This is a genomic window from Myxococcus llanfairpwllgwyngyllgogerychwyrndrobwllllantysiliogogogochensis, assembly GCF_006636215.1.
Taxonomy (GTDB): Bacteria; Myxococcota; Myxococcia; order Myxococcales; family Myxococcaceae; genus Myxococcus; species Myxococcus llanfairpwllgwyngyllgogerychwyrndrobwllllantysiliogogogochensis.
This window is the reverse complement of the sequence record NZ_VIFM01000299.1, coordinates 1-13,063: the sequence shown is the minus strand read 5'-3', so window position 1 is coordinate 13,063 and position 13,063 is coordinate 1. Positions and strand designations below refer to the sequence as shown.

Annotated in this window: 10 protein-coding genes; 5 read left to right on the top strand and 5 right to left on the bottom strand. The window is 69.7% G+C overall.

Features of this window, described 5'->3' with window-relative positions; all coding sequences use genetic code 11:
* Positions 1–67 precede the first annotated feature (67 nt).
* The 4 genes from FJV41_RS42270 (at position 68) to thrS (ending at position 4,181) form a co-directional block, all read left to right on the top strand.
* Positions 68–1,828, top strand: coding sequence for an OPT/YSL family transporter (locus tag FJV41_RS42270; protein ID WP_246137763.1), 1,761 nt, complete (start codon positions 68–70; stop codon positions 1,826–1,828).
* Between the two features lie 116 nt (positions 1,829–1,944).
* A complete protein-coding gene (locus FJV41_RS42265) occupies positions 1,945–2,211 on the top strand; it encodes a hypothetical protein (RefSeq protein WP_141648298.1) in 267 nt (88 codons plus the stop codon).
* A gap of 124 nt (positions 2,212–2,335) precedes the next feature.
* On the top strand, positions 2,336–2,710 hold the full coding sequence (locus tag FJV41_RS42260; protein ID WP_141648297.1) for a hypothetical protein: 375 nt from the start codon (positions 2,336–2,338) through the stop codon (positions 2,708–2,710).
* Positions 2,711–2,978: 268 nt separating this feature from the next.
* The gene (gene thrS, locus FJV41_RS42255) at positions 2,979–4,181 is read left to right on the top strand and encodes a threonine--tRNA ligase (protein WP_141648296.1); all 1,203 of its coding nucleotides are present in this window, start codon (positions 2,979–2,981) and stop codon (positions 4,179–4,181) included.
* Between the two features lie 53 nt (positions 4,182–4,234).
* Here thrS and FJV41_RS42250 read toward each other — a convergent pair whose 3' ends face one another.
* Positions 4,235–4,651, bottom strand: a complete 417-nt coding sequence (locus FJV41_RS42250; protein WP_141648295.1) for a CBS domain-containing protein — start codon at positions 4,649–4,651, stop codon at positions 4,235–4,237.
* A gap of 212 nt (positions 4,652–4,863) precedes the next feature.
* On the opposite strand from FJV41_RS42250, the gene msrB reads away from it, so the two are divergent.
* The gene (msrB, locus tag FJV41_RS42245) at positions 4,864–5,289 is read left to right on the top strand and encodes a peptide-methionine (R)-S-oxide reductase MsrB (protein ID WP_141648294.1); all 426 of its coding nucleotides are present in this window, start codon (positions 4,864–4,866) and stop codon (positions 5,287–5,289) included.
* A 60-nt stretch (positions 5,290–5,349) separates the two neighbouring features.
* On the opposite strand, the gene purL is transcribed toward msrB, so the two are convergent.
* From purL to FJV41_RS42225, 4 genes are all read right to left on the bottom strand, one after another.
* A complete protein-coding gene (purL, locus tag FJV41_RS42240; RefSeq protein WP_141648293.1) occupies positions 5,350–9,261 on the bottom strand; it encodes a phosphoribosylformylglycinamidine synthase in 3,912 nt (1,303 codons plus the stop codon).
* A gap of 281 nt (positions 9,262–9,542) precedes the next feature.
* Positions 9,543–10,727: an NAD-dependent epimerase/dehydratase family protein gene (locus FJV41_RS42235; protein WP_141648292.1), complete on the bottom strand. Its 1,185-nt coding sequence runs from the start codon at positions 10,725–10,727 to the stop codon at positions 9,543–9,545.
* 89 nt (positions 10,728–10,816) lie between these two features.
* Positions 10,817–12,118: a phospholipase C/P1 nuclease family protein gene (locus tag FJV41_RS42230; RefSeq protein WP_141648291.1), complete on the bottom strand. Its 1,302-nt coding sequence runs from the start codon at positions 12,116–12,118 to the stop codon at positions 10,817–10,819.
* 71 nt (positions 12,119–12,189) lie between these two features.
* On the bottom strand, positions 12,190–13,063 hold an 874-nt coding region (locus tag FJV41_RS42225), incomplete at its 5' end, for a metal-dependent hydrolase (RefSeq protein WP_246137762.1).

Sequence of the window (13,063 nt, the reverse complement as noted above, 5' to 3'; positions counted from 1 at the left end):
GCCCTCCCCGTCCTCGCTGTCCGACGCCCCCGAGCAGGTCCAGCCGCGCCTGGGCTGGCTGCCGCCGGTGGGGTCCTGGAAATACCACCTGCTGTTGAGCGCCGTGGCCCTCTTCATCCTCGGGCCCCTGGGTGGCATCGCCGCGTCGTACATGAACTTCAGCGTGGGCTTCTTCGTCGGCGGACAGGTGCTGGCGGGCATCCTCGGCAGCGCCGTCACGTACGGCTACGGCTCGGAGGGCAAGCACGGCGCCAACTACATGCAGACGATGGCCGCGTCGGTGGCCTCGCTGTGCGCCATGTCCGTGCTCATCCAGGCCATGGTGTGGCTGGGCATGGAGATGCCCCCCGCCTGGCACCTGATGCTCTTCGTGGGCTGCGTGGGCATGTTCGCGGTGGGCGTGGGCATGCTCTACACGCCGCTGCTCGTGGACCGGCTCCAGCTCGACTACCCGTCGGGCTTCGCGGTGGCCAACATCCTGCGCGCGCTGACGGACAAGCGGCTGCTCAAGGCGTCCATCTCCAAGCTGGGCGGTGGCACGCTGCTGGGGGCCATCGCCGCGTGGATGACGGAGAAAATCGCCGTCGTCGCCGCCATCGGAACGAGCGCCGCCACGCTGGGCGCGGGCATGATTGTCGGCAGTCGCATCACCGTGCCCGCGGTGCTGATGGCCGTCATTGGCGCGTGGCAACTGCCCTATCTGCGCGAGCTGGGCTGGCTGGGCGCGACGGACCCGTTCCGCAAGGTGGGCTTCCTCATCGGTCTGGCGATGATTTGCGGCGCGGCGGCGGTGGACCTCTCGCTGCTCGCGGTCCAGGCCGTCGCGCGCGTGCGCGCCCGGGCCACTGTCGCGGAGGGCGAGGAGCCCGCGTGGAAGAAGGTCAACATGCCCCGACTGCTGGCCTGGGTGGTGGGCTGGGGCGCGGCGACGCTGCTGGTGGGCACCCTCGTGCTGGGGCAGCCCCTGGGCTGGCTCGCCTTCGGCCTGGCCCTGGCGCTCCTGTTCGTGCTCATCAACGGCATCTCCTACGGCATCACCGACCAGAACCCCATCTCCAGCGCGTTCGTCATCTCCATCATGTTGATGTCGTTGATGGGCCTGAAGAACCCGCTGGTGGGGTTGATGGCGGCGACCATCCTGCTCATCTCCACGTCCGTGGGCTGCGACATGCAGCAGGACCGCTCCACCGGCTGGCGCCTGGGCACCAACCGCGTCATCCAGTTCCGCTACCAGGTGATGGGCGTCATCATGGGCGCGCTCTTGTGCGTGGGTCTGGCGAAGGTCTTCATGACGGCCTACCCCGCGCTGACCATCAACCAGCTCGACAACCCCAATGCCCCGGTGGGCCAGTGGGGCTCCGCCATGACCTACAAGCTGGTGGGCGCCATCCGGGACCTGGGCTCGCTGTCGGACGCCAAGATTCAGGCGATGTTCTTCGGCCTGGGGCTCGGCTTCGGCATCCAGGTGCTGCGCAAGCTGCTCCAGGGTCACCAGGGCTATCAGAGCTACATCAAGAGCTCGCGCGCGGGCTTCGCGGTGGGCTGGACCATGGACTCGTTGGTGCTGGCCAGCCCCTACGCGTCGTCCTTCGGCGCCTTCGTGTCCTTTCCGGCGGCACTGTGGTTCGGCGCGGGCGGCATCATCGCGTCCGTGTGGAACACGGTGACGAAGAAGCGCGGCCCCGTCGCAGCGGGCAGCCCTGGCCAGGGCGAAGCGCTCCCCGAGGACATGAGCACCATGTCCCTGGTGGGCGGCGGTCTCATCGCTGGCGAGTCCCTCTTCTTCCTCATCGCCGGCATGATTGGACTGGCCTCGCTGCTGGCGTGACTTGACAGTTGCCGGTGCGGGCCAATTCCTGACGCACTCACAGTGCACATGCCACAGTCCCTCTCGGGGAGCGACCGATTCCCGGCGCTCCATCCGAAGCGAACCGAGGGAAGCCCATGAAGCGTGTCTTCGTGCTGTGCGTGGCGCTGTTCAGTGTCTCGTGGCTGGGATGCGGTGGGCCTCTGGCGGAAGAGGGCGGCGAGCCGCTCTCCCAGGAGCCCACGCAGGAGTCCTCCCAGGAGCTCGTCACCTGTCCGGGTGACCTTCCCCAGTGCTCCACCTACGAGGGGAAACGCTGCATCAGGCGGGTGGACTGCTGCGATGGCGACTTCCTGTTGTGGTGCGCCTGCGACCCCACCATGAAGCGCTTCCACTGCCTCTAGGGCGTCCACGCCTGGACACTTCCGCGCGAGGGGAGGCTCGACACCCATCCCGGCATTCATGGGAAAACAAGCACAAGACGCTCACCCTGGGCGTCTGACGCAAGTCCTCCCCGGAAGGATTCCCATGAAGCGCGCAATCGTGATGATGGCAGCGGTCCTTGGTGTCTCGTTGATGGGTTGTGGCGGCGCGGACCTCGCGACACCCAACGGTGAAGTCGTGTCGGAAGAGGTCCAGGACGTGTCCCAGGAGCTCGTCACCTGCACGGCCACCTGCTACGGCGGGACGTCGGTCTCTTGCACGGGAACGACGTGCAGCTACGTGAACAACCAGAGCGTGACGTGTGATGGCGTCGTCCACTACTGCCCCCCCACCATCTGTCCTGGCACGTACCGGCCCTGCTTCTCGCTCTCGGGCCGGCGCTGCTCGCAGCACGAGCCCTGCTGTCGGGGGGACGTCGAGTCGTACTGCGCCTGCTACAACGGCAAGCTGAGCTGCTGAGCCGCGTACATCCCTGCAAGGGGTTGTCCGGCGGGTCCGGTTGACAATTCCCGGGCCCGCCTGCATTTTACTCTTCGTGAGCTTCGTCATCGTCACCACGACCACCCGCACCACGACTCGCTACGGCGGGTGTGGAGCGGTGCGCGTCGCGAAGTGAGCTGACGACCGCACGGCTTTCCGCCCCGCCTTTTCGGCCGGGGCAGCCGTGCACTCGCTCAGTGCTCCGTCCGGCAAGGCATTCAACCCTTCCGTATCCGGAGACGAAGCAATGCTCGACGAACAAGACCACCGCTCCCTGGGCCATCGCCTGGACCTCTTCCACCTGCAGGAAGAGGCACCGGGAATGGTCTTCTGGCACCCGCGCGGCTGGAAGCTGTACCAACTGCTGGAGGAGCGCGTCCGCCAGCGAATGAAACGCGAGGGCTACCTCGAGGTCCGTACGCCGCAAGTCTACGCGCAGCCCCTGTGGGAGCGCAGCGGCCACTGGGAGAACTTCCGCGAGAACATGTTCCTGCTCCAGGACGGGGACCGCCACCTCGCCTTGAAGCCGGTGAGCTGCCCGGGCCACATCGAGCTCGTGCAGCGCATGGCGCCCAGCTACAGGGATTTGCCCCTGCGGCTGTGCGAGTTCGGGCTGGTGCACCGCAGCGAGCCGGGAGGCGCGTTGCATGGCCTGTTCCGGCTGCGCCAGTTCACGCAGGACGACGGGCACATCTTCTGTGCCCCGGAGCAGGTGGTGGATGAAGTCGTGGCCTTCGCGCGCTCCCTGAAGGAGTTCTACGCGAGCTTCGGCTTCGACGAGGTGCAGGTCGCCTTCTCCGGCCGGCCCGCGTCCCGCGCGGGAAGCGACGAGGTATGGGACCAGGCCGAGGAGTGGCTGGCCGCCGCCGCGAAGCAGGCCGGACTGGACTGCAAGCTCCAGCCGGGTCAGGGCGCCTTCTACGGGCCCAAGCTGGAGTTCGTGCTGAAGGACAGGCTGGGGCGCGAGTGGCAGTGCGGGACGATTCAACTCGACCTCGTGCTGCCCGAGCGCTTCGACCTGCGCTACCAGGAGTCCTCGGGCGCGAAGGTCCGTCCGGTGATGCTTCACCGCGCGCTGCTGGGCAGCCTGGAGCGCTTCATCGGCGTGTTGCTGGAGCACCACGGGGGCGCGCTGCCCGCGTGGCTCGCTCCGGAGCAGGTGGTGGTGGCGCCCGTGGGTGAGGCGGCGGTGGACTACGCGGAGCGCTTCGCCGCCAGCCTGCGACGCGCGGGCTGCCGCGCACGAGTGGACGCGCGCGGCGAGTCGCTGTCGCGCAAGGTGTTGGACTCGCACCAGGCGGGCGTCCCGTGGCTCGTGGTGGTGGGCGGGCGCGAAGTGCAGGCGAACGGCGTCAGGCTGCGAAAGCGGGACGGCTCGCAGCGGGACGTGTCCTGGGACGCGGGGCTGGCGGAGCTCGCGGCCGAGTGTGGGCCGGCGGCGGAGGCCTGATGAAGAACCGAGGGGCGGGGCCGGAGCTCCCGGCTTTCCGCCCCTCGGGGTTTCTACGCGTGACGCAGGTGCTCCAGCACCGCGCCCGCGCGCATCAACTCCGCGGGCACGGTGGCCAGGTCATCCAGGCTGAGGATGCCCAGGGGCCGGCGGGCCTCATCCACGACGACGAGCCGCCGCACCATCTTGTCCTCCATGAGCTGCTCGGCGGTGCTCAGCGTCGCGTCCGGTTCGCAGGTGATGAGCGCGGTCGTCATGACCTCGCGCACCCGCGTCTCGTTGGGGTCCTGTCCCAGGGCCGTTGAACGGACGGTGATGTCCCGGTCCGTCAACATGCCCACCAACTGCCCGCCGTCGGTGACAGGGAGCGAGCCGATGTTGCACGTGCGCATCCGCAGGGCCGCGACGCGCAGCGACTCGTCGGCCTCGATGGTCTCCACATTCTTCGTCATCAGCTCGAAAATCCGCATGGCGCCTCCGCTGATGGGGGTGTGAACGATGGGCTACGCCCTAACGTGGCGTCAGCGGAGGCGTCGTGCTCGCCCTGCCCCTGGGCCCGGAGGAAGGGCGGACGGGCGGACAGGGGGCCTCATTCCAGGTTGGCCAGCGGGCGCGACGATTGGGCAGGATGGGCATCCAAGAGAAACCCCGGGCGTGGACCCGGGAAAAGGAGCGTGACGGCATGGTCGACAAGCTCACCCTCAGCGATGCGCAGTGGCGCGAGCGCCTGACTCCCGAGGAGTACGACGTCCTGCGCAGGCATGGCACGGAGCGCCCGGGCTCGGGGTGTTTCCTGGGGACCAAGACACCGGGCACCTACGTGTGCGCCGGCTGTGGCAATCCCCTCTTCAAGGCGGGGACCAAGTTCGAGTCCGGCACGGGGTGGCCCTCGTTCACCCAGCCGTTGAGTGGCGCGGACTCGGTGACGGAGATCAGCGACCGCTCGCACGGCATGGTTCGCACCGAGGTGCGCTGCGCCCGCTGTGACGGCCACCTGGGACACGTCTTCCCGGATGGACCGCCGCCCACCGGGCAGCGCTACTGCATGAACTCCGTGGCGATGAAGCACGTGGAAGAAGGCCAGCCGCTGGAGCTGGTCCGCGCGTAGGCGGCGCGTGTCGCCCCGGCCTCGACAGCATCTTCGAGGTCGGGGCGCTGTCCGCTCGCCTCAGCCCAGCCAGGCGCGAGCGTTGCGGAACATCCGCATCCACGGGCCGTCGTCGCCCGTCCACTCCCGGGGCCGCCACGAGTGCTGCAACGTGCGGTGGACGCGCTCGGGATGCGGCATCGTCACGGTGAAGCGCCCATCCCGCGTCGTAACGCCCGCGATGCCATGGGGCGAGCCGTTGGGGTTGGCGGGATACGTCGCCGCCACCTGGCCCCGGTTGTCCACCCAGCGCGTGGTGATGTAGCCCAGCCCGTTGATGCGCGCGGCCTCGGCGGCGTCGGAGAACTCCGCGCGCCCCTCGCCGTGCGCCACGGCGATGAGCATCCGGCTGCCCTCCATGCCCTGGTAGAAGAGTGACGGCGTGCGAGCGATTTCCACCGTGCCCAGGCGCGCCTCGTACTGCTCGGAGGCGTTGCGCACGAAGCGAGGGAAGTGCTCGGCGCCCGGGATGATGTCCTTCAAGCCAGACATCATCTGGCAGCCATTGCAGATGCCCAGGCCGAAGCTGTCGGAGCGCGCGAAGAAGCCCGCGAACTCGTCGCGCGCGCGCGGGTTGAAGAGGATGGACTTCGCCCAGCCTCCGCCCGCGCCCAGCACGTCTCCGTAGGAGAAGCCACCGCAGGCCAGCACGCCGTGGAAGTCCTTCAGCGACACGCGCCCGGCGAGGATGTCGCTCATGTGAACGTCCACCGCCAGGAAGCCCGCGCGGGTGAACGCCGCCGCCATCTCCTGCTGGCTGTTGACGCCCTGCTCACGCAGCACCGCCACGCGGGGACGGGCGCCCTTCGCCACGAACGGCGCGGCGACATCCAGCCCCACGTCGAACGTCAACTTCGGCGTGAGGCCCGGGTCCGTCGCGTCGCACTTGGCCGCGTACTCCTGCTCCGCGCACACGGGGTTGTCGCGGCGCTTCTGCAGCTCGTGGCTGACGCGAGACCACACGCGGCGCAGGTCCATGGTGCCCTCGGACAGCAGCACCCGGGCGCCGTGGCGCACGCGGACCTCCAGCGCGGACGTCGGCCGGCCCAGCTCATGGCAGGACGCCGCGAGGCCGTGCTGCCCCAGCACCTCGCGCACCCGGGCCACGTCGGCCGAGCGCACCTGCACCACCGCGCCCAGCTCCTCGTTGAAGAGGGCCGCCGTCGCGTCGGCGCCCAGCGCCGCCACGTCCACGTCCACGCCGCAGTGGCCCGCGAAGGCCATCTCGCACAGCGTGGCCCACAGGCCGCCGTCGGAGCGGTCGTGGTAGGCCAGGAACCGGCCCTCCGCGTTGAGCGCCTGCACCGCCGCGAAGAAGCCGCTCAAGAGCGCGGCGTCCTCCACGTCGGGCACCTCGGGGCCCACCTGCGCGTGCGTCTGCGCGGCGATGGAGCCGCCCAGCCGCTGCCGCCCCTTGGCCAGGTCGATGAAGAGCAGCCGCGTGTCCTCGCCTGGCTCCACCAGCTGCGGCGTGAGCGACTGACGCACGTCCAGCACCGGCGCGAAGGCGGAGATGATGAGCGACACCGGCGACGTCACGACCTTGCGTGCGCCAGCCTCCTCCCAGACGGTGCGCATGGACATGGAGTCCTTGCCCACGGGGATGGTGAGGCCCAGCGCGGGGCACAGCTCCATGCCCACCGCGTGCACGGCGGCGTACAACTGCGCGTCCTCGCCGGGGCTGCCCGCCGCCGCCATCCAGTTGGCGGACAGCTTCACGTCGGAGAGCTTGTCGATGCGCGCCGCGGCGATGTTGGTGAGCGCCTCGCCCACCGCCATCCGCGCGGAGGCCGCCGCGTCCACCACCGCCAGCGGCGTGCGCTCGCCCATGGACATGGCCTCGCCCGTGGTGCTCGTCACCGTGGACAGCGTCACCGCGCAGTCGGCCACCGCCACCTGCCACGGGCCCACCATCTGGTCCCTGGCCACCAGACCCGACACCGAGCGGTCACCAATGGTGATGAGGAAGGACTTGTCCGCCACCGTGGGGTGGCTCAGCACACGCTCGGCCAGCGCCTTGAGGTCACCCGGCAGCGCCAGCGGTGCGTGCGCCAGGGGCCGCGACGTCGCGTCGCGGTGCATGCGCGGGGCCTTGCCGAACAGCACGTCCATCGGCAGGTCGATGGGCGGCGTGCCCAGCCGCGAGTCGGACAGCTTGAGCACCTGGGCCTCCGTCGCCTCGCCCAGCACGGAGAAGGGCGCGCGCTCGCGCTCGCAGAAGGCGGTGAAGCGCGCCAGGTCCTCGGGCGCCACGCCCAGCACGTAGCGCTCCTGCGCCTCGTTGCACCAGATTTCCACCGGGGACATGCCCGGCTCCGCGTTGGGCACCGCGCGCAATTCCAGCCGGCCGCCCAGCTCGTTGTCGTGCGCCAGCTCCGGCAGCGCGTTGGACAAGCCGCCCGCGCCCACGTCGTGGATGGAGCGGATGGGGTTCTTTTCGCCGAGCGCGCAGCACTGGTCGATGACCTGCTGGCAGCGCCGCTCCATCTCCGCGTTGTCGCGCTGCACGGAGGCGAAGTCGAGGTCCGCCGCGCTCGCGCCCTGCGCCATGGAGGACGCCGCGCCCCCGCCCAGGCCAATGAGCATGGAGGGGCCGCCCAGGACGATGAGCTTGTCCCCCGGCTGCAGCTTGCCCTTCTGCACGTGCGGCGCGCGGATGTTGCCGAACCCGCCAGCGATCATGATGGGCTTGTGGTAGCCGCGCACCTCCACGCCTTCGGGCGTGGCGACCTGCGCCTCGTAGCTGCGGAAGTAGCCGCACAGGTTGGGGCGACCGAACTCGTTGTTGAAGGCGGCCCCGCCCAGCGGACCGTCAATCATGATGTCCAGCGCGGAGACGATGCGGTCGGGCTTGCCGTAGGGCTGCTCCCAGGGCTGCTCGAAGCCGGGGATGCGCAGGTGGCTGACGGTGAAGCCCGTCAGTCCCGCCTTGGGCTTCGCGCCGCGTCCGGTGGCGCCCTCGTCGCGAATCTCTCCGCCCGCGCCCGTGGCCGCGCCCGGGTACGGCGAAATCGCCGTCGGGTGATTGTGCGTCTCCACCTTCACCATGATGTGGGCCGGCTCGCGCACCGTCCCCCACTCGCCCGTGTCCGCGTCCGGGAAGAAGCGGTCCACCTCGAACCCCGCGATGACGGCCGCGTTGTCCTTGTAGGCGGAGAGCACGCCCTCCTTGTGCTGGGCGTAGGTGTTCTTGATGGCCTGGAAGAGCGAGCGCTCCTGCGGCTTGCCGTCCAGCGTCCAGCTCGCGTTGAAGATTTTGTGTCGGCAGTGCTCGCTGTTGGCCTGCGCGAACATCATCAACTCGACGTCGGTGGGGTTGCGCTTCAGCTCCTGGAAGCGCGCCACCAGGTAGTCGATTTCGTCCTCCGCCAGCGCCAGGCCCAACTGGCGGTTCGCCGTCACCAGCGCCGCGCGGCCTCCGCCCAGGATGTCCACCGTGGTGAGGGGCCGGGGCTCGTGCTCGGAGAAGAGGACCGCCGCGTCCTCCAGGCGCTCCAGCACCGCCTGCGTCATCCGGTCATGCAGCACCGGCTTCAGGCGCTCCACCTGCGCGGGCTCCAGCGCGCGGCCTTCGGGGCCGGCCACGAAGTACGCGAGGCCTCGCTCCAGGCGTCGAATCTTGGAGCCCAGGCCGCAGTTCTGGACGATGTCCGTCGCCTTCGAGGACCAGGGAGAGATGGTCCCCGGGCGGGGCACCACCAACAACAGGCTGCCCGCACGCTCGCCCGAGGGCACCTTCGGGCCGTACTCCAGGAGGCGGCCGAGCATCGCCTGCTCGTCCTCGGAGAGGGCCTTCGGGGCGTCGAGGAAGTGCACGTGCTCCGCATAGACGGACGACACGGAGGGCACCTGCTCGCGGCACTGCGCGAGCAGCTTGGCGAGCCGGAATTCAGAGAGGACGGGAGCGCCGCGCAGGGAGTGCATGCTGGACATGGGGATTGGGTGTGGCCCTGGGTAACAGCCGGGCCGTCCTTATCACCGTGCGTCGCGCGGGCGAGGACAGAGTTCGCCCCGGCCCGCTCGCTGTCCAGGCGGACAGGGGCCACGGTGGGAGCCCCTCACACGTCGGAGCTTGCGCGGCGCTCGTGACAGGTAGGGAAACTCGGCAACCATGAAGCGGGGCCGCACGAAGCGCGAACGCCCCCGGGAGCGACGGCCCGAGGTGCGCCCAGCATGCGGGAGTCAGTGCCCGTACGGACACTCGACCAAGGGCGCTACCCGCCCTTGCCAGAAGCCGCGGGGGCCGGAGTCGCGGCCGGCTTTTCTTCCTGAGGCTGAGCCTGGGCCTTGCGCCACAGCGCCAGCAGCTCCGCCTCACGCTCCGCGGGCAGCCCCGCGCGCGGCTTGTTCCGGCGCTCCTCGGGCAGCCCCTTGAAGTACGCCAGCGTGTCGCGGACGGTGACGTCCACCGGGCGGAACTTCAGCCCCGCCTTCACTGCCTTCGCGTTGCTGCGAAGATGCGTGCCCAGGCTGGTGCCGGTGGGCGGCATGTAGATGGGGAGGCGGACATCGCCCGTCTCGCCTTGCTTCTCCAGGAACTCCGCGGGCACCCACGTCACCTTCGTGTCCCGTCCCGTCACCTGCCGGCACGTGTCCAGCATCGCGCCCATGGACCACGGCTCCGCGGGGCCCACCGCGTTGAAGACGCCGTTGACCTGGCCTTCGATGAGCAACACCAGCCACTCGGCCAGGTCTCGCACGTCGATGATTTGCAGCGGGTCCTTCGGCGTCCCGGGCGCGAGCATCTCCCCGCCCTTGTCGAAGCGCACCGGCCAGTACGTGAAGCGGTCCGAGCGGTCATCCGGCCCGACGATGTAACCAGGACGGATGTTGGCCACGCGCCCCGGGAACGCGGCCTCGGCGGCCTCCTCGCACGCGCGCTTGAGTCCTCCGTAGAACTCGTAGTCCTTGCCCATGCTTTCGACAGTGGGGTCCGCCAGCGTCGCCGTGGGACCGCTCTCGTCCTCGCGCGGCGTCTTGTCGCTGGCGTAGGCGGACACGCTGGAGATGAAGACATACTGTTTCACGTTCGGCGCCAGCAGCCCGGCCGAGGCGCGGACCATGCGCGGGTAGTAACCGGACGTGTCCACCACCGCGTCCCACTTGCGCCCCTTCAGCGCCTTGAGTCCCTCGTCCTTGTCCGGGTCTCTGTCGCCGCGCAGCTTCTCCACGTCGGGGAAGAGCTCGGGGCGCGTCTTGCCGCGGTTGAAGAGCGTCAGCGAATGGCCCCGTGCTTTCGCGGCCTCCACCACGGCGGGGCCCAGAAACCCCGTGCCGCCCAGGATGAGGATGCGCTTCTTCGCGCCCTTCTTCGACGCGGCCATCGCCTCGGGTCCGAGCGCGAGCAGCGACGCGCCCGCGGCGGAGTACTGCAGGAACTTCCTTCGCGAAGTCTTCATGACAACGGCTCCAAGGGGCCGTGATGCACTCGGGGGGACGCGCGCGACAACGCGGCGATTCGCGTTTCATTCCCGAGACATCTCACGCGTCAGCGGTCACCCAGTGCGACACCGAAGCCGAGTGTCCACGCGAACCCATGGGTCCACCCGCTGGAGAGCGGACGCAGCCCCTGGTAGCGCAGCTCCGTGCTCGCGAGGAACGGCCCGCCGAGCAGTGCACTCGCGCGCAGGCCCACCGGCACGCCGAAGCGAGTCCCCCCTTCCTGGGAGAACAACCCCACGCCCAGAGAAGCCCGCACGTCCACGCCCACGGAATAGGCCGGTCGCCAGGCCCACAGCGGAGGAGACAACACCGACAGGCTCCACCCACCCGCCGGTAGCGGACGGTTCCCCAACCCCAGGCCCCGCGTCCACTCCACCGACAGCCGCAGCGCATGCGGCAACGGCAGCCCCGCGCGCAGTCCCGCGACGGGTGTGCCGCCTCGCGAGTCTTGAGCCATGCCGCCCAGCGCCTGCAGCGACAGCTCCGGCGACGGGATGAACCCTCGCGCCGTGAAGGCAGGTGCGTCCGGTGCGGCGACCTCCTCGAAGCGAGCGCCCGCCCACGTCAGGAATGCCTGGGTATACGCCACCGCCGCGGCGGCCCGGTCCGCCATGAAGGCGTCGTACGTCGCGGGCGCCACGCGGTGCGCGCCGTCCTTCCAGCGAGGCTCGGCCTGACCGAAGGCATTGCCCACGCTCCCGTAGACACCGAAGGAACCCGGACGACGGGCATCCGGCTCCACCCAGAACGTGCTCCAGGGAAGCTCGACGCCGTCCTCCGCGCGCAGGAACTGGGTGCGCACCGCCTCCAGCGTCTCGCTCGCGAGCGCGTGCTGCGCCTCGGGCCCCGGCAGCGGCTCGACTTCGCGGGAAGGCAGCCGCGTCAGCACGTCGCGCAGCCCCCAGCCCTCGAAGCCATCCGCGAAGCCATGATTCACCGGCACCACATGCGGCGGCGAGGCCACGTCCTGGATGTGATGCGACAGGTGCCCGGCCCTGTCCCACGCCCGCGCCCAATCTCCCCCTCGCGCGGCATCCAGGGCCTCTTCCCAGAGCATTCGCACGCGCGCGTCGGAGCCCGCGCGCAAGGAGGAGTCCAGCGCGCCCTCCGGCCGGTAGAAGTGGTGCCAGCCCGTCCACTTCACGTGGAGGTTGAGGTCCTCGGCGGTGGCGCCGTGCAGCACCGCGTCCCGGTGCGCGGCCAGGGAGCGGGGGCCCCCCGCCGCCAGGGCCCGTTCAATGGCGGCCTCGGTCAACGCGTGGTGGTCCTTCACCCAGAAGGCCTCCGCGCCCGACGGAACGGCCACGGACAGGAGGGCGGCGACGGCCAGGCGCGGCGAGGTCAACATCGTGAGCAGCCTCCGCCCGCGAGGACGCCTCGTGCTTCCGGAAGTCCTCGTGGTGGGCTCGGCGGAACGGCTCAGGCGGCCTCCGCGCGGGAGGGCTCTTCAAGCGTCGCCAGGTGGGCCCGGGCGATGTGCAGGTTGTCGTTGTCCAACGGATGGAAGGAGGGCCGCAGGTATTCCTTGAGGCCGCGCCACACCACCCGCACCAGGACCGGGTCCTTCTCGTGGGCGCGCCGCAGCTCGCGCCACACTCCTGTCCACCCCAGCCCGGGCTCCTGCCGCAGCAGCGTCACGGTGGCCGCGAACCACAGGCCAAACAGCGCGATGACGGCCGCGCACATCCCCGTCACCCGCAGCGCATAGCCGGGCGCCACCTTGCGCAGCACGTCGAAGGCCACGGACTTGTGTTCAATCTCCTCGGCGGCGTGCCACTCGATGAGCGCGCGCATGGCCGGGTGGCCATCCGCGAACACGCCGAGCGTCAGCGTGTTCTCGCCCATGATGGCCGTGTAGTGCTCCAGCGCGGCGGCGATGGACAGCCGCAGGACCGGCGGGAAGTACTTGAAGATGAAGCCCCAGACGATGCGGTGATAGGCCCGCATGAAGCCGGAGATGACGTAGCCCTGGGACTCCAGCAGCTCGATGTAGTCCTGGTGCTCCCGCGCGTGCTTGCCCTCCTGGGCGAAGAACGCCTTCACCTGCGCGCGCAGCTCCGGCGCGTCATCCAGGGCATGAAGGTAGTGATTGACGCTGCGCACGATGAACCGCTCTCCCTCGGGGAAGAGCATGTTGAGCCCGTTCCACAGCTGCGTGGAACCCAGACCGTTGTGATGCCACACGCGGGGGAACGTGGCGTCGAAGTGAAACTTCAGATTCAGTCGCGGGACGATGCGGCCAGGGTCGGGGGGATTGACCATGAGTGGGGGGACTCTCTGCGCCGGAGGGGAC